The organism is Otariodibacter sp. (assembly GCF_029256985.1).
Taxonomy (GTDB): domain Bacteria; phylum Pseudomonadota; class Gammaproteobacteria; order Enterobacterales; family Pasteurellaceae; genus Otariodibacter.
Map to the genome: position 1 here is coordinate 1 of NZ_JARIDQ010000062.1, position 21,346 is coordinate 21,346.

Annotated in this window: 20 protein-coding genes; 4 read left to right on the forward strand and 16 right to left on the reverse strand. The window is 36.0% G+C overall.

What is annotated here, in order from left to right:
* From dnaE to lptF, 3 genes are all read right to left on the reverse strand, one after another.
* A partial coding sequence (gene dnaE / locus Q1J40_RS06470; RefSeq protein WP_301099236.1) for a DNA polymerase III subunit alpha occupies positions 1 to 1,783 on the reverse strand: 1,783 nt, incomplete at its 3' end.
* Positions 1,784 to 1,792: 9 nt separating this feature from the next.
* A complete protein-coding gene (gene lptG, locus Q1J40_RS06475; RefSeq protein ID WP_301099237.1) occupies positions 1,793 to 2,863 on the reverse strand; it encodes an LPS export ABC transporter permease LptG in 1,071 nt (356 codons plus the stop codon).
* 1 nt (position 2,864) lies between these two features.
* Complete coding sequence (lptF, locus tag Q1J40_RS06480; protein WP_301099238.1) at positions 2,865 to 3,962, reverse strand: LPS export ABC transporter permease LptF; 1,098 nt, start codon at positions 3,960 to 3,962, stop codon at positions 2,865 to 2,867.
* Positions 3,963 to 4,150: 188 nt separating this feature from the next.
* On the opposite strand from lptF, the gene Q1J40_RS06485 reads away from it, so the two are divergent.
* Both Q1J40_RS06485 and trhP read left to right on the forward strand, forming a co-directional pair.
* A complete protein-coding gene (locus tag Q1J40_RS06485) occupies positions 4,151 to 5,644 on the forward strand; it encodes a leucyl aminopeptidase (RefSeq protein ID WP_301099239.1) in 1,494 nt (497 codons plus the stop codon).
* Positions 5,645 to 5,782: 138 nt separating this feature from the next.
* On the forward strand, positions 5,783 to 7,162 hold the full coding sequence (gene trhP, locus Q1J40_RS06490) for a prephenate-dependent tRNA uridine(34) hydroxylase TrhP (RefSeq protein WP_301099240.1): 1,380 nt from the start codon (positions 5,783 to 5,785) through the stop codon (positions 7,160 to 7,162).
* An 80-nt stretch (positions 7,163 to 7,242) separates the two neighbouring features.
* Here the strand turns inward: trhP and mnmA are convergent, their stop codons facing one another.
* The 9 genes from mnmA to Q1J40_RS06535 all read right to left on the reverse strand — a co-directional run bounded on the left by mnmA (position 7,243) and on the right by Q1J40_RS06535 (position 15,727).
* Positions 7,243 to 8,394, reverse strand: a complete 1,152-nt coding sequence (gene mnmA, locus Q1J40_RS06495) for a tRNA 2-thiouridine(34) synthase MnmA (RefSeq protein WP_301099241.1) — start codon at positions 8,392 to 8,394, stop codon at positions 7,243 to 7,245.
* Positions 8,395 to 8,427: 33 nt separating this feature from the next.
* On the reverse strand, positions 8,428 to 8,679 hold the full coding sequence (gene nqrM, locus Q1J40_RS06500) for a (Na+)-NQR maturation NqrM (protein ID WP_301099242.1): 252 nt from the start codon (positions 8,677 to 8,679) through the stop codon (positions 8,428 to 8,430).
* 17 nt (positions 8,680 to 8,696) lie between these two features.
* Positions 8,697 to 9,731: an FAD:protein FMN transferase gene (locus Q1J40_RS06505; protein ID WP_301099262.1), complete on the reverse strand. Its 1,035-nt coding sequence runs from the start codon at positions 9,729 to 9,731 to the stop codon at positions 8,697 to 8,699.
* Between the two features lie 165 nt (positions 9,732 to 9,896).
* Positions 9,897 to 11,123, reverse strand: a complete 1,227-nt coding sequence (gene nqrF / locus Q1J40_RS06510; protein ID WP_301099243.1) for an NADH:ubiquinone reductase (Na(+)-transporting) subunit F — start codon at positions 11,121 to 11,123, stop codon at positions 9,897 to 9,899.
* A gap of 12 nt (positions 11,124 to 11,135) precedes the next feature.
* On the reverse strand, positions 11,136 to 11,732 hold the full coding sequence (nqrE, locus tag Q1J40_RS06515) for an NADH:ubiquinone reductase (Na(+)-transporting) subunit E (RefSeq protein ID WP_301099244.1): 597 nt from the start codon (positions 11,730 to 11,732) through the stop codon (positions 11,136 to 11,138).
* 3 nt (positions 11,733 to 11,735) lie between these two features.
* Positions 11,736 to 12,359 carry an NADH:ubiquinone reductase (Na(+)-transporting) subunit D gene (locus tag Q1J40_RS06520; RefSeq protein WP_301099245.1) on the reverse strand — a complete coding sequence of 208 codons (624 nt, stop codon included), beginning with the start codon at positions 12,357 to 12,359 and terminating at the stop codon, positions 11,736 to 11,738.
* A complete protein-coding gene (locus tag Q1J40_RS06525) occupies positions 12,359 to 13,135 on the reverse strand; it encodes a Na(+)-translocating NADH-quinone reductase subunit C (protein WP_301099246.1) in 777 nt (258 codons plus the stop codon). Before Q1J40_RS06525 ends, Q1J40_RS06520 begins: the two co-directional genes overlap by 1 nt.
* Positions 13,128 to 14,378 (reverse strand): NADH:ubiquinone reductase (Na(+)-transporting) subunit B, encoded by a 1,251-nt coding sequence (locus Q1J40_RS06530; RefSeq protein WP_301099247.1) that lies wholly within the window; start codon positions 14,376 to 14,378, stop codon positions 13,128 to 13,130. Before Q1J40_RS06530 ends, Q1J40_RS06525 begins: the two co-directional genes overlap by 8 nt.
* Before the next feature lie 2 nt (positions 14,379 to 14,380).
* The gene (locus Q1J40_RS06535) at positions 14,381 to 15,727 is read right to left on the reverse strand and encodes a Na(+)-translocating NADH-quinone reductase subunit A (RefSeq protein WP_301099248.1); all 1,347 of its coding nucleotides are present in this window, start codon (positions 15,725 to 15,727) and stop codon (positions 14,381 to 14,383) included.
* A gap of 414 nt (positions 15,728 to 16,141) precedes the next feature.
* On the opposite strand from Q1J40_RS06535, the gene nfuA reads away from it, so the two are divergent.
* A complete protein-coding gene (nfuA, locus tag Q1J40_RS06540) occupies positions 16,142 to 16,723 on the forward strand; it encodes a Fe-S biogenesis protein NfuA (protein WP_301099249.1) in 582 nt (193 codons plus the stop codon).
* Positions 16,724 to 16,809: 86 nt separating this feature from the next.
* Here nfuA and Q1J40_RS06545 read toward each other — a convergent pair whose 3' ends face one another.
* Both Q1J40_RS06545 and Q1J40_RS06550 read right to left on the reverse strand, forming a co-directional pair.
* Complete coding sequence (locus tag Q1J40_RS06545; protein ID WP_301099250.1) at positions 16,810 to 17,898, reverse strand: anaerobic sulfatase maturase; 1,089 nt, start codon at positions 17,896 to 17,898, stop codon at positions 16,810 to 16,812.
* A 200-nt stretch (positions 17,899 to 18,098) separates the two neighbouring features.
* Positions 18,099 to 18,431 carry a helix-turn-helix domain-containing protein gene (locus Q1J40_RS06550; protein ID WP_301099251.1) on the reverse strand — a complete coding sequence of 111 codons (333 nt, stop codon included), beginning with the start codon at positions 18,429 to 18,431 and terminating at the stop codon, positions 18,099 to 18,101.
* Positions 18,432 to 18,585: 154 nt separating this feature from the next.
* On the opposite strand from Q1J40_RS06550, the gene Q1J40_RS06555 reads away from it, so the two are divergent.
* Positions 18,586 to 19,329, forward strand: coding sequence for a YaaW family protein (locus Q1J40_RS06555; protein ID WP_301099252.1), 744 nt, complete (start codon positions 18,586 to 18,588; stop codon positions 19,327 to 19,329).
* Positions 19,330 to 19,360: 31 nt separating this feature from the next.
* Here the strand turns inward: Q1J40_RS06555 and pflA are convergent, their stop codons facing one another.
* Both pflA and Q1J40_RS06565 read right to left on the reverse strand, forming a co-directional pair.
* The gene (pflA, locus tag Q1J40_RS06560; protein WP_301099253.1) at positions 19,361 to 20,098 is read right to left on the reverse strand and encodes a pyruvate formate lyase 1-activating protein; all 738 of its coding nucleotides are present in this window, start codon (positions 20,096 to 20,098) and stop codon (positions 19,361 to 19,363) included.
* 59 nt (positions 20,099 to 20,157) lie between these two features.
* Positions 20,158 to 21,270 (reverse strand): adenosylhomocysteinase, encoded by a 1,113-nt coding sequence (locus Q1J40_RS06565; protein WP_301099254.1) that lies wholly within the window; start codon positions 21,268 to 21,270, stop codon positions 20,158 to 20,160.
* Positions 21,271 to 21,346 lie beyond the last annotated feature (76 nt).

A 21,346-nucleotide genomic window follows, 5' to 3' on the forward strand; every position in this document is an offset into this window, starting at 1 on the left:
CTTTTTTATCATCCAGTGGAATGCTCTCGATTCTAACTGGATCTTTGCCTTCTTTGGTTAGGCGTTGGTTAATCATTTCCAACGCCCATTTGATAATGGTTAAGGTACGTAAACCTAAGAAGTCGAACTTAACTAAACCCGCATATTCCACATCATTTTTATCAAAATGAGTAACCGGATGTAGCCCTTCTGAATCGCAATAGATAGGTGAAAAATCAGTGATAGCCGTTGGTGCAATAACCACGCCTCCAGCGTGTTTACCCGCATTACGTGTGACACCCTCAAGCTTTCTTGCCATATCAATCAGCGCACGGACTTCTTCATCGGCATCATATATTTCTTGTAATTTTGGCTCGACATTAAAGGCTTTTTCTAGTGTCATACCCGGATCAGGTGGAATTAACTTAGAAATGCGATCCACAAAGTTGTAAGGATGTCCAAGCACGCGTCCTACATCTCGAATAACCGCTTTTGCTGCCATTGTTCCAAAGGTAATAATTTGTGAAACCGCTTGGCGACCATAAGTTTCTGACACGTGTTCAATCACTCGATCTCGACCATCCATACAGAAATCGACATCAAAATCGGGCATAGAAACACGTTCTGGATTAAGGAAACGCTCAAAAAGTAGATCCAATGCTAAAGGGTCTAAATCGGTAATTTTTAAAGCATAAGCGACTAAAGAACCCGCTCCCGAACCTCGTCCTGGGCCTACAGGAATATCGTTATCTTTTGACCATTGAATAAATTCCATCACGATCAAGAAGTAACCGGGGAAACCCATTTGGTTGATTACATCTAACTCAATTTGCAATCTTTCATCATAATCTGACCGCTTGATCTTACGTTCTTCTGGATCAGGAAAAAGAAATGCTAGACGTTCTTCTAAGCCATCTTGGGCTTTTTTAACTAAAAAGTCTTCAACGGAAAGGTCGCCAGTTGGGAAATTTGGTAGGAAATATTTACCTAATTGAATTGTAACATTACAACGTTGAGCAATTTGTACCGTATTCTCAATTGCTTGAGGTAAATCAGCAAAAAGCTGACACATTTCATCTTCGGAACGAAAATATTGCTGTGCTGAATATTTTTTAGGGCGTTTAGGATCGTCTAAGGTATAGCTATCGTGGATAGCAACTCGAATTTCGTGGGCGTCAAAATCATCTTTTTTTAAAAAGACGACATCGTTCACAGCAACCAACGGAATTGCAAATTGTTTTGCTAAACTGACCGCTTGTTGAATATAACGTTCTTCATCTACACGTCCTGTGCGACAGATGGAAAGATAATAATGATTAGGGAAATAAGTTTGGTAAAACTGTAAATTTTGCTCTGCTTCTTGCTGATTTTGTTTAAGTAAGGATTTGCCCACATCGCCATTTCTGCCACCCGAAAAGATAATGATGCCATCATTTAATTCCGCTAACCACTCTTTTTCTACGACAGGAAATTCATGATAACCCTGTTGATAGGCTTTAGAAATCAAAAGAGTGATATTATGATAACCCGTGTTATTTTTCGCTAATAGAGTAAGTTCATAAAAGTCATCACTTTCAGGTTCTGGACGAACAAGAATATCAACGCCCACAATTGGTTTAACGCCTGAATTGAGTGATTCACCATAGAATTTAACTAGACCACAAAAATTAGTAAAATCAGTGATTGCCATTGCGACCATATTATTGGCAACACAGGCTTTAACCAATGGTTTGACTTTAGCCAAACCATTAATCATTGAGAAATCACTATGAACTTTTAAGTGGACAAAACGAGGTTGAGTCATCGATTATTCCTAATCTCTTTTCTTGTTGAGTAGCCACCAAACGATGATTAAACAGAGGATACTTGGCAATAATGTTGCAATCTGTATTGGTAGCCAATTAATTACAAGACTTAAATTGCCAAATACGATATCTGATACATAGAAGACAAAACCAGCTAAAATCCCAATTACAATTTTCGCTCCCATCGTACTACTACGAAGTGGACCAAAAATAAATGAAATCGCTAATAACATCATCATTGCCATAGAGATTGGCTGGAAGATTTTACGCCAAAGGGTGATTTCATAGCGTTTCGCATCTTGCCCCGTTTCTTTTAAAAAACTGATATAATCAACTAATCCTGAAATAGAAAGAGATTCAGGTTTAAGTGAAACAATTCCTAATTTATTTGGTGTAATACTTGTTTTCCAATCTAATATATTTTCTTTTGATAATGTCACGTTATTAGGAGAGATCATCGATTTCTCAATATTTTTTAATTGCCATCCCTTATTATCCAAATATTCTGCACTACCTGCTTTTAAAATTGATTTAAGTTCTCTGTGATCAAATTGATAAATCAATATATTATTTAGATGGTTTTCATCGGTAATCTTCTGAATATAAATAAAATCGTTACCATCTTTTGCCCAAAAACCCTGTTGAGTGGCAAGCATTGAACCACCACTTTGTGCTACAGAACGCATATTACGAGCAAATTGCTCTGTTTGTGGCACACCCCATTCGCCGATAGCCATGGTAAAAATAACCAAAGGAATTGCTGTTTTCATTACCGCAAGTCCAATTTTAAAACGAGAAAACCCCGAGGATTGCATAACAATTAATTCACTACGACTAGCTAATGAGCCTAATCCCATTAGAGAACCTAATAGAGCAGCAATTGGGAAGAATGTTTCTACATCACGAGGAATAGTTAACACAGTATAGTAAGCAGCAAGAAAACCATCGTAAGTTCCTTTACCTACCGCACGAAACTCTTCTACAAATTTGATAATAGCACCCAATCCAACCAACAAAAATAAGGTGAGTAGAATGGCTGATAGAATTGTTTTTCCGATATAACGTTCTAATACATTCATATTATTTTGCTACCTTTTTTGATCTAAAGCGATAACGTAATGCAGAAAACCATTTGCTATCTAAACTATTGAGAAATACACCTAATAATAAAAAGCCGATAGATACAATAGGCATCAGTATACTTGGGTTTATTTTACCGGATCCCCCCGCTGATTTAAGTGAACTTTGTAGTAAGAAATAGATCAAATAAAGCAAGAGAGCAGGAAGCAATTTGGCAAAGCGCCCTTGTCTTGGATTTACATTACTCATTGGCACAGCTAATAATGCCATAAGTGGTACTGCTAAAATCAATGAAATTCGCCATTGTAATTCTGCTTTTGCTTCATCTGACTTATCATTGATTAAAGTTGTAAAATTCGCTCGTTGTACCAATTTTTCATCACTTTCGACTGTTTGATAGCCTAAATAGGCAGTGTAGGTATCAAAATTGGATATGCGAAAATCAGCAGTTTGAGGTGTACCTTCATAACGTGTACTATTACTTAAGTTTAATAACTGATCACCATTAGGTAATCCTGTTAAAGTAGCTGATTCTGCAACAACTACAGAAGGTCTATTTTTACGCTGTTGAGTTGGTTGAAAAACATAGATGTCATTAATTTGGTTATTTTCAATATTATCAATAAATAGTACATAGCCCCCCGCTGACATAAATTGTCCAGCTGAAAGAGCTGCAAATCTTGGATTGGCTTGTGCTTCTGCTAACATTTCACTCTGTTTATTAATTGCCCAAGGCGTAAGCCAAAATACGTTATAAACAGCAACAGCGGTGGTAAATACTGAAAGAAATAATGCTGCTTTTAAAAGTAAACTTTGCCCTATTCCACAAGCACGCATTACAGTTACCTCACTTTCTGCATAGAATCGTCCAAGTGTCAATAATAACGCAATGAATAGAGATAAGGGGAGCATAAGCTGTGCCATGGTCGGCATGCCTAACCCGAGTAAGCTAAGTACTAAGTCTGTCGGCACTTTACCACTTACAGCAGAGGTTAGTACTCGAACTAATTGTTGGAAGAAGAAAATTACCAATAATATAAATAAAATGGTAACTTGGCTCTTAAAAATCTCTTTGGTCAAATATCGGCTTAAAATCACAATATAGTTCTCATTTTAGTCAAATTAATACTTGCAATTTTTTATTTAGTGAGTAGCTTTATGCATCACGTTATTCTATTTGCAAGGTAAGCGGTTAGATTAGAGTAAAATTTTGCAAAAAGTTACCACTTATTTATTGTAAATGTGTAATCATACCTTTTTACACGGAAAAAATCACGGGAGTATTTATGGAATTTAGTGTTAATAATTTATCAACTGAAAAGCTAGAAACTGCTTGTTTAGTTGTAGGTATTCATGAATCGGCAACCTTAAGCCCAACCGCAGAAAAGTTAGATAAAGTGAGCGAGGGTTATCTTAGTTCACTACTCAAAAAAGGCGATTTAACAGGTAAAGTAGGACAAAGTTTAGTGCTACATAATGTACCCAATGTTGTTGCTGATCGAGTGCTATTAGTTGGTGTAGGTAAAAAAGACGAATTAACACAACGTCAATATAAACAAGTTATTCAAAAAATAGCTCAAGTACTTAATGATATTGGCGTAGAAAACGCAACGCTTAGTTTAGCACAATTAGAAGTAAGTAATCGTTCACGTTATTGGAATGTCCGTTTTGCTATTGAAACTATACAAGATAATGCTTACTCGTACGATGAATTTAAAAGTAAAAAATCAGATCCAGCTAAATTAACAAATATTGTATTTAACCTCGAAGAAAGTGCTGATTTATCAGAAGCAGAAAAAGCAGTTAAAGAAGCACAAGCTATTGCAAATGGGGTCTTAGCAGCTAAAAATGTAGCTAATTGCCCACCGAATGTTTGTAATCCAAAATATCTAGCAGACTTAGCTAAAAGTTTAGCTAAAGATTATGCTAAGGTTCAAACAACCGTTATTGATGAAAAAGAAATGGCAGGATTAGGCATGAATTCTTATTTAGCTGTTTCTCGTGGTTCAGCCAATGAAGCTTTTATGTCAGTTATCGAATATAAAAATAATCCTAATCCAGATGCAAAACCAATTGTATTAGTGGGTAAAGGATTAACCTTTGACTCTGGCGGTATCTCTATTAAACCATCAGCATCAATGGACGAGATGAAATATGATATGGGTGGTGCTGCCTCTGTTTATGGAACAATGAAAGCGATTGCAGAATTACAATTACCAATTAATGTTGTTGGTGTATTGGCGGGTTGTGAAAATATGCCTGATGGCGATGCTTATCGTCCGGGAGATATTTTAACCACTATGTCTGGTTTAACTGTTGAAGTGTTAAATACTGATGCAGAAGGGCGTTTAGTACTATGTGATGCTTTAACTTATGTTGAGCGTTTTGATCCTGAATTAGTGATCGATATTGCGACTTTAACGGGAGCTTGTGTGGTGGCATTAGGCGATGTGAATAGTGGATTATTCTCACAAAATGAAGAACTTGCTGCCGATCTTTTATCAGCAGCAAAACAAGCTGATGATAAAACATGGCGTTTACCAATGGATGAAGACTACCAAGAACAACTTAAATCTAATTTTGCCGATCTTGCGAACGTAGGTGGTCGAATGGGTGGTGCGATTACAGCTGGTATGTTCTTATCCAATTTCACTAAAAACTACACTTGGGCGCATTTAGATATTGCAGGCACAGCATGGAAATCTGGTGCAGCAAAAGGAGCAACAGGGCGTCCTGTACCATTATTAACTCAATTCTTAATTAATAAAGCTTATAATTAACAATAGGCAAGCGGTGAGTTAATCACAATTTTTTGTAAAAATATAATGAAATAAAAGGGCATGTTCAGTTAGAATGATGCCTTTTTATCATACTTTCCCCTGTGGAAAGTCCTGACTTGTTATCAGAAGAGAATTAAAATGTTGAATAATAAACCAGAACTGTTGTCACCAGCAGGTTCATTGAAGAATATGCGTTATGCCTTCGCATATGGAGCAGATGCGGTGTACGCTGGACAGCCTCGTTATAGTTTGCGTGTCCGTAATAATGAATTTAATCACGCTAATTTAAAAGTTGGAATTGATGAAGCTCATAGCTTAGGCAAAAAATTCTATGTGGTAGTAAACATTGCCCCACATAATTCAAAATTAAAAACCTTTATTAAAGACTTAGAACCCGTTGTTGCAATGCAACCGGATGCGTTAATTATGTCAGATCCGGGATTAATCATGTTAGTTCGTGAACATTTTCCAGATATGGCAATTCACCTTTCTGTGCAAGCCAATGCGGTAAACTGGGCAACAGTCAAATTTTGGAAACAAATGGGCTTAACTCGAGTAATTTTATCGAGAGAACTTTCTATTGATGAAATTACTGAAATTCGTAAACAAGTTCCTGATATGGAAATTGAGATTTTTGTACATGGTGCATTATGCATGGCGTACTCTGGGCGTTGTTTGCTTTCTGGCTACATCAATAAACGTGATCCAAACCAAGGCACTTGTACCAATGCTTGTCGGTGGGAATACAAAGTAGAAGAAGGAAAAATTGACGAAGTTGGGAATATTGTTTCTGCTAAAGTCGATCCTGAGCAACAAATTGAAATTAAGAATGTGGCTCCAACTCTAGGTGAAGGTCATACCACTGATAAAGTATTTTTATTGGCAGAAACTCAAAAACCTGATGAGCAAATGACTGCTTACGAAGATGAACATGGTACCTATATCATGAACTCTAAGGATCTTCGTGCAGTACAACATGTCGAAAAATTGACTCAAATTGGCGTACACTCTTTAAAAATCGAAGGGCGAACTAAATCGTTCTATTACTGTGCAAGAACTGCTCAAGTTTATCGAAAAGCAATTGATGATGCCGCAGAAGGTAAGCCTTTTGATGAATCACTAATGGATACCTTAGAATCATTAGCTCATCGTGGCTACACCGAAGGTTTCTTACGTCGCCATACACACGACGAATACCAAAATTACGATTACGGTTATTCAATCTCAGAGCGTCAGCAATTTGTTGGAGAATTTACAGGTAAACGTAATGAGCAAGGCATGGCGGAAGTTGCGGTTAAGAATAAATTCTTAGTTGGTGATGAAGTTGAAATGATGACACCAAAAGGGAATATCGTATTCAAAATTGAGAAGATGTTAAATCGTAAAAATGAATCTGTAGAGGCAGGTTTAGGTGATGGACATTTTGTCTTTTTAGATGTGCCAGAAGATATTACTTTAGACTATGCGCTATTGATGCGTAACTTAGTAGATACAAATACTCGCAATCCGCATAAATAAATTTTTGATCAATTATACAAAAATAGCTAAGGAAAAGATCCTTAGCTATTTTTCATTTAAAAAATATAAAATTACCAAGACTATTTCAATTGTGTTTCAATAACGCCTCCACCTAAGCATACTTCACCTTGGTAGAATACCGCAGATTGACCCGGAGTGACCGCTATTTGAGGTTCATCAAAAATAACTTCAATTGTTTTATCATCAATAGGATGTATTTCACAAGGAATATCCACTTGGCGATAACGTGTTTTTACGGTACAACGAAGATTTTCTCGAATAGGTTGGCGATCAACCCAATCTAGCTGACTTGCAATTAGCCCTTTCGATAGTAAGGCAGAGTTATCATGCCCTTGAGCAACGATAAGTACGTTATTGATCAAATCTTTTTCAACTACATACCACGCATTTTCACCCGCACCTTTAATGCCACCAATACCCAGACCTTTACGTTGTCCTAGTGTGTGGTACATTAATCCATCATGACGTCCAATAACTTGTCCATCTATTGTCTTAATATCGCCCGCTTGCGCAGGTAGATAACGAGCAAGAAAATCTTTGAATTTACGTTCACCAATAAAGCAAATACCGGTGGAGTCTTTTTTCTTAGCTGTTGCTAAGCCTAAATCTTCTGCTATTGCACGAACAATTGGTTTTTCTAATTCACCTACTGGAAATAGGCTTTGAGCAATCTGTGCTTGGCTTAAGGTATAAAGAAAATAGCTTTGGTCTTTATTACTATCCAACCCACGCAATAACTTTGGTTCTTGATCCAGTGGCGGTCGTCTTACATAGTGGCCTGTTGCAATAAAATCAGCTCCCAGATCTTCTGCTGCATACTCAAGAAAAGCTTTAAACTTTATTTCTTTATTACACAAAATATCAGGATTTGGTGTTCTTCCCGCCTTATATTCTTCAAGGAAATGTTCGAAAACATTATCCCAATATTCAGCAGCAAAATTAATTCTATGTAATTTAATGCCTAATTTATCACATACCGCTTGAGCATCGGCTAAATCAGCGGCTGCTGTACAGTAATCTGTATCATCATCTTCTTCCCAGTTTTTCATAAACAAACCTTCAACTTGATAGCCTTGTTGTTGAAGAATAAATGCTGATACAGAAGAATCTACACCACCAGACATACCACAAATTACTTTTTTTGTTGCATTTTCTGCCAGTTGTGTAGGTGTTAATTTAGGGAAATATTGTTCATAAGTTTTTGAATTCATGAGCTTCTCATTAAAAAGTTAATCACAAAAAAATTACTTAACCTCGTAGAAGTTAGGTTGATTTTTATTTGCAAAACGAGCAACTTCTTTAGGATCTGCTGTACCATCGTCTATTTTTGCCTGTAAATCGCTACAAGGTGTCTCACAATTACATACCTTTTCCATTCCTAAAGCAGTAATGCCACCACAACTCCCTGTTATCGTTTTGCCTTTAAATATAAATCCGATAGCCATTGCAAAAATGATGATCATGAAAAAACCAAAGGTAATTAATATAGTTTCCATGTTATTACTCCTAATATCTATTTTTGTTCGATTAATTTTTTGAACTTGCTAGACATTTCTGTTTTATAGCCTTGTTCTGTTTTAATAATTAAAAAGATCGCTAGTTTTTCTTTTTCTGCAATTTCTAACGCCTTTTGAGGACCTAACACAAATAGTCCTGTAGCTAACCCATCTGCCTTCATAGTATTGTCAGCAAAGACCGTTACAGAGGCTAAATTATGTGAGATTGGTCTTAGTATTTTCGGATCAATGATATGAGATAATCTGTTTCCATTTTCATCTTCAAAATAATTACGATAGTTTCCCGAAGTTGCCATACCTAAATTATGAAGTGGTACAATAATTTGGCTAGTAGTACCCTGAGCAAATTCTGGTTTTTCTATTGAAATTCTCCAATATTCGCCACTTAAATTTTTGCCTTTACCACGAATTTCTCCACCAATTTCGACCAAGTAATTCGCAACATTTAATTGTTCAAAATATTCACTTAATTTATCTACACCAAAGCCTTTAGCAATCGATGATAGATCAATATATACGTAAGGTTCTTTTTTGATTAGAAATGCTTGATTATTAGTATCTTTACTTATTTCAATATTATCAATTCCTACTGATTTTGCATATTCAGCAATTTGTTCTGCAGTAGGTTCTTTATTTAATCGTTTATCAGGGCCGAATCCCCATAAGTTAACAAGTCGTCCGATAGTGATATCTAATGCACCTTCAGTCACTTTATTTAATTTAATCCCTTCCTCAATTACTTTGGCAAAATCTTTAGAAATAGGAAATGGTTTATTAATATCTTTACTAGAATTAAATTGAGATATCACAGAATCTTTTTGGTAAGTTGACATTTGATCATTTACATCAACTAATAATGTATTAAGCTCTTCTTGAATTTTTTCAGGGGAGGGTAAATCCTTTATCTTACCATCATCAATATATTTGATATGGTAGGTCGTTCCCATTGTTTTTCCTTCTAAGGTGATTTGTTCAGGGGCTTTTTCACATGCACTAATAAATAAAGTTATCACCAGTGCGATAATCCCCATATAACGTGATTTAAGATTCACAGGTACTCCTAATTATAAAAGATTAAAATTGCAAATGAAAAGAAGTAATATTTCTTTTCATTTGCAACTTGTAATACCAAACGGTTAAATTTATAAATAATATTACAAATCTAACCGTTTATTTTCTACTAAGGTTGAGGTAAATTAACCACCAAAGTCATCAAATAAAATGTTTTCATCTTCAACACCAAGATCTTTTAGCATTTTAGTTACAGATGCATTCATAATTGGTGGACCACACATGTAATATTCACAATCTTCTGGTGCTTCATGATTTTTCAAATAGTTTTCATAAAGAACGTTATGAATGAAGCCTGTATATCCATCCCAATTATCATCAGGTTGAGGATCTGAAAGTGCAACATGCCATTCGAAGTTATCATTTTCTTCAGCAAGTTTATTAAAATCTTCTACATAGAACATTTCACGTACTGAACGTGCGCCATACCAGAATGATATTTTACGTTTAGATTTTAAGCGTTTTAATTGATCAAAGATATGTGAACGCATAGGAGCCATACCTGCACCACCACCGATAAATACCATTTCTGCATCGGTATCTTTTGCGAAGAATTCACCAAATGGACCTGAAATTGTTACCTTATCACCTGGTTTTAATGACCAAATATAAGATGACATTTGACCTGGAGGTACATCTGGGTTTCTTGGTGGCGGTGTTGCAATACGTACGTTAAGCATAATAATCCCTTTTTCTTCAGGATATGATGCCATTGAATATGCACGAGTGATGTGCTCATCAACTTTAGAAACGTAACGCCATAAATCAAATTTATCCCAATCTTCATGATATTTAGCTGGAATATCAAAGTCTTTATAGCTAACTGTATGAGGATCAGCTTCAATCTGAATATAACCACCAGCACGGAATGGAACTTCTTCGCCTTCAGGAATTTTTAACTTAAGTTCTTTAATAAAGGTCGCTTTGTTATCATTAGAGATAACAGTACATTCCCATTTTTTTACACCAAAGATTTCTTCAGGTAATTCAACATCCATGTTACCTTTTACGTTAACTTGACAAGCTAAGCGATAGCCTTCTTTTGCTTCGCGTTTAGTGATATGTGATAGCTCGGTTGGTAAAATTTCACCGCCACCACTTTTCACTTTAACTACACACTGACCACATGAACCACCGCCCCCACAAGCAGATGAAACGAAAATTCCTTGGCTTGCTAAAGCACCAAGTAATTTCCCCCCAGCTGGAAGTGTGATCGCTTTTTCAGGATCATCGTTGATTGAAATTGTGATATCACCAGAATCCACGAGTTTAGATTTAGCGAATAAAATCAATACCGCAAGTACTAATACAATGGCTGTAAATACCACAATACCGAAAATAAAATTATCCATTCGATATGCTCCTTATAACTGAATGCCTGAGAATGACATAAAGCCAAGTGCCATTAATCCCGCAGTAATAAAGGTAATGCCTAAACCACGTAAGCCAGCAGGAATATCAGAATATTTCATTTTTTCTGTTAAACCAGCTAATGCTACGATAGCTAACATCCATCCTGTTCCTGCCCCGATACCATAAACAACAGATTCAGTGAAGTTATATTCACGTTGTACCATGAATGAAACACCACCAAAGATCGCACAGTTTACAGTAATTAGCGGAAGGAAGATCCCTAATGCACTATAAAGCGCAGGGAAGAACTTATCTAAAATCATCTCTAATATTTGTACCAATGCAGCAATCACACCGATAAAAGTAATAAAGTTCAAGAAGCTAAGATCAACACCTTCAATTAATACACCATCTTTTAAAACATGAGTATATACTAATTGGTTTACGGGTACTGAAATGCCAAGTACGACGATAACTGCAATACCTAAACCAAACGCAGTTGAAACTTTCTTCGAAACAGCAAGGAATGTACACATCCCTAAGAAGAAAGAAAGTGCCATATTTTCAATAAATACAGATTTTACGAAGAGACTAATATAATGTTCCATTGACTATTTCTCCACCTGTGCTGGTTTCCAAGTTCTGATACCCCAGATAACGAAACCAATAATAAAGAATGCACTTGGTGCTAATAGGAATAAACCATTAGCCTGATACCAACCACCATCTTGAATAGTTTGGAAAATAGTAACGCCAAAAAGTTTGCCTGATCCGATTAATTCACGGAAGAAACCAACTACAAGTAGCATTGCACCATAACCTAAACCATTACCAATACCATCAACAAAGCTATCCAATGGTTTAGATTTCATTGCGAAGGCTTCTGCACGCCCCATTACGATACAGTTCGTAATGATCAAACCAACGAATACAGAAAGTTGTTTAGATAATCCATAAGCATAAGCTCGTAATATTTGGTCAACCAATATTACAAGTGATGCAATAATTGCCATTTGTACAATGATACGGATACTATTTGGAATATAGTTACGAAGACAAGAAATAAAGAAACTTGAAAATGCTGTAACTAAACTTACCGCTATTGCCATTACTATAGCTGTTTCCAACTTCGTTGTTACCGCTAAAGCAGAACAGATCCCAAGGATTTGTAATGCAATTGGGTTATTATCAACTACTGGAGAAAACAATAACTTTTTCAAATTTGAACCAGCCATTAGTTAGCCCCCATCTTTAATTTTTCTAAATATGGACCAAACCCATTGTTACTGAACCAATATTTAAAGGTTCCATCAACACCTTTTGATGTTAAAGTTGCACCAGATAATGCATCTATACCATGTTCTTTATCAGCTGAAGCACCTTTAGCAACAGTAATCGCTGATTCACCTTTTTCGTTACGTAATTTTTTACCTACGAAATTAGCTTGCCAACGTGGGTTCTCAATCTCTCCACCTAATCCTGGAGTTTCTCCTTCATCATAATAAGTAATACCTTTGATTGTATTACCATCAGGTGCAACAGAAACGAATCCATACATGACAGACCATAATCCAGTACCGTAGATAGGTAAAACAATTTGATTCACTTCTCCTTGTGCATTCTTGACTAGATAAACTTCAGCATATTTTGCACGAGTACGTAAACCAGCTTTATCATCTTCGGGTGAAATTTGGATACTTTGCTCAGGATCTTTTGCTGCTGCTTGAGCATCAAAGTTTGTGATTCCATCAACATATTCACCTGTTGCTAAATCAACAATTTTAGGTTCAATGCTACTACCAAAAATATCTTTAATTTCACTTGTTGTTGTACTTGGCTGTAATAAGCCTGCAACACTTAAAATATTTTTTTGTTTATCAAGTTGTTTCTGTTCTTCTTGAGCTGGTTTAAGTGATACTGATGCACCCGCTACGATAAGAGAACAAATTAAACTTAACAAAACAACGACGGTAAGTGTTCCGCCAATGCTATCTTTATTAAATTTAGCCATTGCGTGCCTTCCTACGTTTGATATTACCTTGAGCCACTAGGTAGTCAAAAATTGGAGCAAATAAGTTAGCGAATAAAATTGCCAACATCATGCCTTCTGGATAAGCTGGGTTTGCTACACGAATAATGACACACATTACCCCAATTAAAGCACCATATGCCCATTTACCTTTGTTAGTAAATGCTGCTGATACTGGATCTGTTGCCATAAAGAACATACCAAGAGCAAAACCACCTAGCACTAAATGCCAATACCAAGGCATGGAGAACATTGGGTTAGTTGTAGAACCAATCATATTGAATAATGTTGATGTGATAATCATACCAATCATCACACCTGCAATAATTCTCCATGAAGCAATACGTGCAAATACAATAATTGCTGCACCAATGATGAGTGCTAGAGTTGAAACTTCTCCAATTGAACCTGGAATATTTCCAAGGAATGCATCCATCCAAGAAATACTTTGGCCACTTACCACATGTTTAAGCGCTTCTTGTCCACCTGATGCCCATTGTGATAGTGCTGTTGCACCAGAGAATCCATCAGCAGCAGTCCAGACTAAGTCTCCTGAAATTTGGGCTGGATAAGCAAAGAATAAGAATGCACGTCCTGCTAAAGCGGGGTTCATAAAGTTTTTACCTACACCACCAAATACTTCTTTTGCAACAACTACACCAAATGTAGTTGCTAAGGCTGCTTGCCATAATGGTAAAGTTGGCGGAACTATTAATGCAAGTAAGATAGATGTTACGAAGAAACCTTCATTTACTTCGTGTTTACGAACCATCGCAAATAAAACTTCCCAGAAACCACCTACGATAAATACTATTAGGTAAATTGGTAAGAAGAATATTGCACCTAAAAGTATTTTAGAACCCACTCCAGCATCTTGAGATAGGATTCCAAATACATTAGCTAATGCATAATGCCAATTATGAGAGATATTACCCGCCACATTTTGAGCAAATACGTCAGCTGAGGCAAATTGACCTAATGCTTGAAATGATTGTCCTCCAACGTTATACATCCCGTAGAACATCGCAGGAAATAATGCCAACCATACCAATACCATCATACGTTTAGAGTCCAACGCATCACGAATATGAGAGGCTTTTTGCGTTACTGATCCAGGTGTGTATAAAAATGTAGCAGTGGCTTCAAATAAAGCATACCACTTTTCGTATTTTCCACCGGGTAAAAACGCTGGTTCGATTTTCTCTATAAGATTCTTTAAACCCATTTTTAACCTTCCTTCTCGATCTTCTCTAAAGCTTGACGCAATAGAGGACCATACTCATTTTTGCCTGGGCAAACAAAAGTACATAGTGCTAAATCTTCTTCATCTAATTCTAGACAACCTAGTGCTTGAGCAGAATCAGTATCTCCAGATGCTAAATCACGTAATAATAATGTTGGAATAATGTCTAGAGGCATTACTCTTTCATAAGCACCAATTGGAACCATTGCACGATGACCTCCGTTCACTGCTGAGGTAAAGTTAAATAATTTTTTCCCAAAGTGACCAAGTACAGTACGAGAAATTGAGAATTTATCAGTACCAGGCATAATCCAACCTAAGAACTCTTTTTCTTTACCTTCTGCAATCACAGAAACTTGTAAAGCATAGCGGCCTAAATAATCATGAGGTCCAGATGCTTTTGCTCCACTTAATACAGAACCTGAAATTACTCGGTTTTCACCTTCTTTTAACTCATTCGTTGTTAATTGAGATAAATTAGCCCCAATGACTGTGCGTATTAAGCGAGGTTTTTTGACTTGAGGACCAGCTAGTGAAATAACCCTATTAGTGAACAATTCACCTGTTGTGAATAATTTACCAATTGCAATTACATCCTGATAGTTTAAATACCATACTTGCTTATTGATACTTACTGGATCAATAAAATGGATATGTGTACCACTTAGTCCTGCTGGATGAGGACCTTCAAATACCGCTACTTTTATATTTTTTAGCTCTACATTTGGTGTTGACCCATTAGGAGCTTGACATAAATGAATAGTTTTTTTGTCATTGAATAAGCGACTTAGAACAGTTAATCCATTGGCAAAATCTTGTCTATGATCGTTTAGTACAACTTCTGGATCTGCAGATAATGGATTTGTATCCATTGCATTTACAAAAATTGAGGAAGGATCTGCATCTAATCTAGGTATTTTACTGAATGGGCGAGTACGAAATACAGTCCATAAGCCAGAATCTACTAAGTTTTGCTTAACTTGCTCGCTAGTTAGAGTAGCAAGTATAGTCGAATCATAACGACTAAAAGTAACTTGCTCATCACCTTCAACTTTAATTACGACAGACTGAAGAACACGTTTTTCACCACGATTAATCGCAGTGATAGTGCCACTTGCAGGTGCAGTAAAGACAACGCCCGGGTTCTTTTTATCTTCAAAAAGTACCTGGCCTTTTTTTACTACATCACCTTCACGAATTTTCATTGAAGGACGCATACCCACATATTCTTCACCAAGCACAGCAACTTCACTAACGGTATTGCCGTCACGGATTACTTGCTCAGGTTTTCCCGCAATAGGGACATCTAAGCCTTGTTTAATTGTAATCATATTGTTTGCACTACTTTATTGTTGGGTTAAAAATTATAATTGCAGATAGTCTGCAATCGCTTTTATTGAGTCATAGTCAAAATAAAAAAATAGACGTTAGTTCCCTTCATATTTTTTAATGACTACATTAAGTTCTCAAATCGGATTTTATCTCAAAATCGAAATATAAAATGAACACACCATTCTACCTGAAAACAAGGGATGAATTCCAGTTTTACTACACTTTTTTAACATTTACATAGTAAAATTTGAACTGAATCAATATTCCTTACTGTATTAGAGTGTCTCCAAAAGCAGATGGTATATTTAATAAGTTTAACCAATAGCAAAAATTGTATAATATTTGATACTAGTCAAAAAAATAGGATCGCTGTACAATACCAAGTAATTTAATCAAGTATAGGTGGATTTTTTATGAATATTTCTATTTCAGAGGCAGCTCAAAGTCACTTTCGTAAACTACTCGATCAACAGGAAGAAGGAACCAATATTCGAATTTTTGTTGTGAATCCGGGTACTGCAGGTGCAGAATGTGGAGTGTCTTATTGTCCCCCTAATGCTGTTGAAGAAAGTGATACAGAGTTAAAACTTTCTCAATTCTCGGCATTTATTGATGAAATTAGTTTACCTTTTTTAGAGGATGCTGAAATTGATTATGTTACTGATGCAATGGGAGCTCAACTTACGATGAAAGCACCTAATGCTAAAATGAAAAAAGTAGCTGATGATGCGCCTTTTATTGAACGTTTGGATTATGTAATCCAAACCCAAGTCAATCCACAATTAGCTAATCACGGTGGACGAGTAACCTTAATTGATGTAACAGAAGATAAATTAGCTATTTTACAATTTGGTGGTGGATGCAATGGTTGTTCAATGGTTGATGTTACGTTGAAAGAAGGGATTGAAAAACAGCTATTAGCGATGTTCCCAGAAGAATTAGTCGGTGTTAAAGACGTAACCGAACATCAAGCAGGTGAGCATTCCTACTACTAATTTAATATTCAAGTACGATTCAAGCGGTAAGATTTTAGTAAAATTTTACCGCTTTTTTCTATCTATAAATGTTATAGATTTTAGCCTTACATAAGGCGTTGCTGCCTAAATTGAACAGCAAGCTGTTTGAGATAAGGTTCCATGTGGGAAAGAGCGGAGTAGTAGGCTTCGCATAATTGGTTGTGTGGTTTACCAAAACCTTGAACAGTGCGATGTTTAGGACATCCACCATTACAAGCAAAGCGAAATTTGCATTGTTGGCAACGTTGGGAAATATTAGCTTTTGCTAAGCCAAATTTTGCTTGGAAATTAGAGTTGGTGATATCAACTAATGGGGTTTCAACTAAATTACCGATATTGTAAGTTGGATAAACATAATGGTCGCAACTGTAAATATCACCATTTTGCTCAATAACGAGTTGATCACCACAGGTTTTACGGAAGATGCATAAACTAGGTTGAAATCCAAGAAAAGCCATAAACCATTGTTCTATAAACTGCACGTTGATTCGCCCAATATCGGTTTTGTACCACTCATCGAAAATATCAATCAGCATTTGTCCATAATCTTTTGCTTCTGCCTGTTGATTATAATCTCCCATCAGCGGAATAAATTGTAGATGAGTTGAACCTATTTCTTTTAAAAAATGGTAAATACGTTTGCCTGCATGGACATTCTTTTTGTGTACTACCGTTAAAGTATTAAACTCTACACCAAAAGTGAGCAAATTTTCTAATGCATTCATTACTTGGTGGAAAGTTCCTTTTTGTGATTTAGTAACACGATAAGCGTCGTGTAAATCTTCTGGACCATCAATAGATAGCCCAACTAAAAAATTATTTTCTTTTAGAAATTTGCACCAATTATGATTGAGTAGTACACCATTTGTTTGAAGGGAATTATAAATGCGTTTGCCATTTGCATATTTTTGTTGCAATTCGACCGCTTTCTGATAGAAATCAAGACCAGCAAGGGTTGGTTCGCCCCCTTGCCATAGAAATGTAATTTCTCTTTGTGGTGCTGATTGAATATAGCTTTGAATATACTTTTCTAATACTTCATCACTCATTCTGATTTGTTCAGAATGAGGCTTTTCCAAATAGAAACAATATTTGCAATCTAAATTACAAATAGAGCCAGTAGGCTTTGCCAAAATATTAAAAGCATGATTCATTGGACTATCCTTGTTTTATCAATCAGACAGGTTGATGATAGAGAAAAATAGCAATTTTTAGTATGACGACGATCATAATAGTCTGAAAGGTTTATTTTGAGTAGGGCGAGAAGAAAGAAAACTCAAAATAAAACGGTAAGATTTTATGAGGATCTTACCGCTTGTGATTCTACTTGAGTCAGAGAATATAAAAGTGAGATTCATTGCTGAATTGATGTCAAAAAAGCAACAAATGCTTGTTTTTGTTTGTCTGATAAATTATACCAATACTGATCTATTTCCTTAACTTCAAATCCTTCAGGGCTAACACAATCCATAAAAAACCACCCAATAGGTGTTTTTAAATATGTTGCAATACTTACCAAGTGAGCTGAGTTAATTTTATTTTGTCCACGTTCATAACGAGACAATTGCTGTTGAGAGATATTTAATAGCTCTGATAAAGTTTCAGTGGTATAACCATATTCTTTTCTCTTCATTTGAATTCTTTTACCAACTAATTTATCCACTATTTCTGGTGCTAATTGTGCCATCTATCTAAATCTTCTAAAAATACTCATCTTTAGCTATTTTTTAGTATTTCTACTCTTGAATGAATATCTATAACTGTTTAAAATTGCATATAAAACCCATTTATAGCCTTTTATTGAATATTTTCATACAGTAGATAACCTTAAGGAGAATACTATGGCTTATCGGCACGATCCTGATCTTGAATTTTTAGAGAAATGTAATTCAGAAGATTTAGGCGATTTGGTTTATTGTTTAACCCATGATCCCAAAGATAATAAATTGAGGTACACAGAATCTTTAACAGATCATAATTTATATAAACAGTACTACCCGGATCATCAAAAATATTGGCAAGTTATTGCTGAAGAGATTCAAAGATTTGGTGCAAATACGCTAACTACAGTACTTTTTAGAAGAGGACACGGTGTTCTATACAAAGAAATTTTGATTGATGTTTGTAAAAAATTTAAAGTAAATTTCAATCCATATTCATCAACCGAAAAAATAGAAAGTGAGTTATTATCTAAAGTAGTGATAGATGCTTTAGAAAAAATGAATTCTGAAGAAATAAATGCTATTGCTAAAGAAATAGGCATAAATACAAGTGATTTAACTCAAAAAGCAACCTCTACAGCTATATTAGTTGCTTTTAAGAAAGGTGGATTTCGTTCCTATATTATATTAAGAAGAATAATTAATACACTCTGGAAGTTTCTTTTTGGTAAAGGCTTGCCTCCGGTTATCAATGCTACAATTGGAAAAGTTGTCAAAAAAGCCATTCCAATTCTTTGGATTGCCGATGGAATTTGGACTGTTATCGAAGTATCTAATCCAGCAACGAGAGTAACGATTCCTGCCGTACTCCAGATTGCCGTATTAAGATGGCAATATAATAATCCTGAACAAAATATTGAATAACATAATGGGCGGTAAACGCCCATTATTCCCATTAGTATTTTACTTCATGTCCATAGCCTTCAAGGATCGTTTTGATATGCTCTAACGATTCTTTGGTTGGGGGTAGAACATCTTCTAATTCATATTTATAGCCAAGAGTTTCCCATTTATGCGCACCTAATCGGTGGTAAGGAAGTAATTCAACTTTCTCAATATTTTTCATCCCTTCGATAAATTTGCCAAGGCGATGAACTGAATCATCATCATCCGTATAACCCGGTACGACAACATAACGAATCCACGTCAGTTGATTACGTTTTTCTAGATATTTTGCAAAGTCTAGCGTACGTTTATTTGATACACCGATTAAGTTTTGGTGAATTTCATCATTGAGTTCTTTTAGATCAAGCATTACGAGATCGGTATTATCCAATAATTCATCAATAGTTTGATCGTAATGGCGAACAAAACCATTAGTATCTAAACAAGTATTGATCCCTTCAGCTTTACATGCCTTAAACCAATCTTTAACAAATTCAGCTTGTAGAATCGCTTCGCCACCAGAAGCAGTAACACCGCCACCCGTTGCTCGCATAAAGTGCTTATAAGTTACTACTTCTTTCATCAAATCTTCTACAGAAATTTCTTTTCCGCCATGCAGATCCCATGTATCACGGTTATGACAATATTTACACCGCATTAAGCAACCCTGTAAAAACAGGATAAAGCGGATCCCTGGACCATCTACAGTTCCACAAGATTCATAAGAGTGGTAACGAGCTACTGACATTATTTTTCCTTAAAATTGTAAAATTTGAGAGTGATCAGACCGCTTGTAAGCGGTCAGTTTTAGAGTACATTTTGCCAAACATTTTGCGGTAATAAATACACACCATTATCGACTTTTTCACCTTCTCCAACAATATGTCCGATACCGCTTGCCATAACCGCTAAGGTAACATCAAAGGCATTAAGACTATCACCATAACCTGCGGTTAGATTAAACATTGAGCCGTTAGCTAATAAATAAATAATTTTATTATTGCCTTCATCAAGATGATATGCCTTAATGTAAGGCATTGGCTCTTTCATTTTGTGAGTTTCTAAGAAATCGACATCAATTTCTTTGGCAACGTGACCTACATTCAAAATGAATACACCTGATTTAGTTTGTTGTAATAAATTACCTGAAAGGACATTTTTAGCTCCTGTTGCCGTGGCAATAACATCAGCAATTTTTACTGCTTCAGTTAATGGCATCACTTGCCAGCCATCATATTGTGCTTGTAAAGCTCGAGCTTTATCCATTTCTGCTACAATTACTTTTCCGCCATAAGCTTTTGCTGCTGCGGCAACACCTTGTCCAACTAAGCCATACCCAATAACGACAACGCTTTTTTCGTGAAGGGTTAAATGTGTCGTTTCAAAAAAAGTATGCCAGGCAGTTAAACCAACCATGTGACGATTATGTAAGCCTTCTTTTACGGGTAAATCATCCCAGTTAAAAATAGGATAGTTAGGGGTTAAACCATTTAAGCGATTAATGCCTGAACCTGTCGCCTCTAGCCCTGCTTTTACGTTAGTTTTGATATTTTCACTGTGAATAAGTGCGGTAATATCTGCTCCCATTTCACATAGGTGAGTTGGATTCCAAGTGATAACCTCTCTAAAACTTTCCTGCCAGTCAGTATATTCCATGTTTCGCCATGCTTTTGCTTCTGCCCCTTGGTTCATTAAATAAGCGACAACATCATCTTGTACTGTGGTTGGATTACAGGTAGTTAAAAAGACCTTTGCTCCTTTATCAAGTAATCCTTTGACAAGTGGTGCCATTTTTAGATCAAGATGCATATTGCAAGCTAATCGCACGTGGGAAAGATCCGGCAATGCTTCTATTGCTGCACGGGTTCTTGTCATATGTAAGGTTGCCCATTTAAGCTCGGCTGAAAAATTATCGTACATAATCGCTCCACTTTTTATTTAGTAATTTCGTTAATTACATAAAAAATTATACCGCTTGCCCAAAGACAAGCGGTAG

Excerpts from the sequence above, each read along its gene's own strand:
- Q1J40_RS06545 (WP_301099250.1), bottom strand. The coding sequence starts at position 17,898 with ATGAATCATGCTTTTAATATTTTGGCAAAGCCTACTGGCTCTATTTGT.
- Q1J40_RS06550 (WP_301099251.1), bottom strand. The coding sequence starts at position 18,431 with ATGGCACAATTAGCACCAGAAATAGTGGATAAATTAGTTGGTAAAAGA.
- pflA (WP_301099253.1), bottom strand. The coding sequence starts at position 20,098 with ATGTCAGTAGCTCGTTACCACTCTTATGAATCTTGTGGAACTGTAGAT.
- nqrE (WP_301099244.1), bottom strand. The coding sequence starts at position 11,732 with ATGGAACATTATATTAGTCTCTTCGTAAAATCTGTATTTATTGAAAAT.
- trhP (WP_301099240.1), top strand. The coding sequence starts at position 5,783 with ATGTTGAATAATAAACCAGAACTGTTGTCACCAGCAGGTTCATTGAAG.
- mnmA (WP_301099241.1), bottom strand. The coding sequence starts at position 8,394 with ATGAATTCAAAAACTTATGAACAATATTTCCCTAAATTAACACCTACA.
- Q1J40_RS06530 (WP_301099247.1), bottom strand. The coding sequence starts at position 14,378 with ATGGGTTTAAAGAATCTTATAGAGAAAATCGAACCAGCGTTTTTACCC.
- Q1J40_RS06505 (WP_301099262.1), bottom strand. The coding sequence starts at position 9,731 with ATGGGGATTATCGCACTGGTGATAACTTTATTTATTAGTGCATGTGAA.
- lptG (WP_301099237.1), bottom strand. The coding sequence starts at position 2,863 with ATGAATGTATTAGAACGTTATATCGGAAAAACAATTCTATCAGCCATT.
- Q1J40_RS06485 (WP_301099239.1), top strand. The coding sequence starts at position 4,151 with ATGGAATTTAGTGTTAATAATTTATCAACTGAAAAGCTAGAAACTGCT.
- nfuA (WP_301099249.1), top strand. The coding sequence starts at position 16,142 with ATGAATATTTCTATTTCAGAGGCAGCTCAAAGTCACTTTCGTAAACTA.
- Q1J40_RS06520 (WP_301099245.1), bottom strand. The coding sequence starts at position 12,359 with ATGGCTGGTTCAAATTTGAAAAAGTTATTGTTTTCTCCAGTAGTTGAT.
- nqrM (WP_301099242.1), bottom strand. The coding sequence starts at position 8,679 with ATGGAAACTATATTAATTACCTTTGGTTTTTTCATGATCATCATTTTT.
- Q1J40_RS06535 (WP_301099248.1), bottom strand. The coding sequence starts at position 15,727 with ATGATTACAATTAAACAAGGCTTAGATGTCCCTATTGCGGGAAAACCT.
- nqrF (WP_301099243.1), bottom strand. The coding sequence starts at position 11,123 with ATGGATAATTTTATTTTCGGTATTGTGGTATTTACAGCCATTGTATTA.
- Q1J40_RS06565 (WP_301099254.1), bottom strand. The coding sequence starts at position 21,270 with ATGTACGATAATTTTTCAGCCGAGCTTAAATGGGCAACCTTACATATG.
- Q1J40_RS06555 (WP_301099252.1), top strand. The coding sequence starts at position 18,586 with ATGGCTTATCGGCACGATCCTGATCTTGAATTTTTAGAGAAATGTAAT.
- Q1J40_RS06525 (WP_301099246.1), bottom strand. The coding sequence starts at position 13,135 with ATGGCTAAATTTAATAAAGATAGCATTGGCGGAACACTTACCGTCGTT.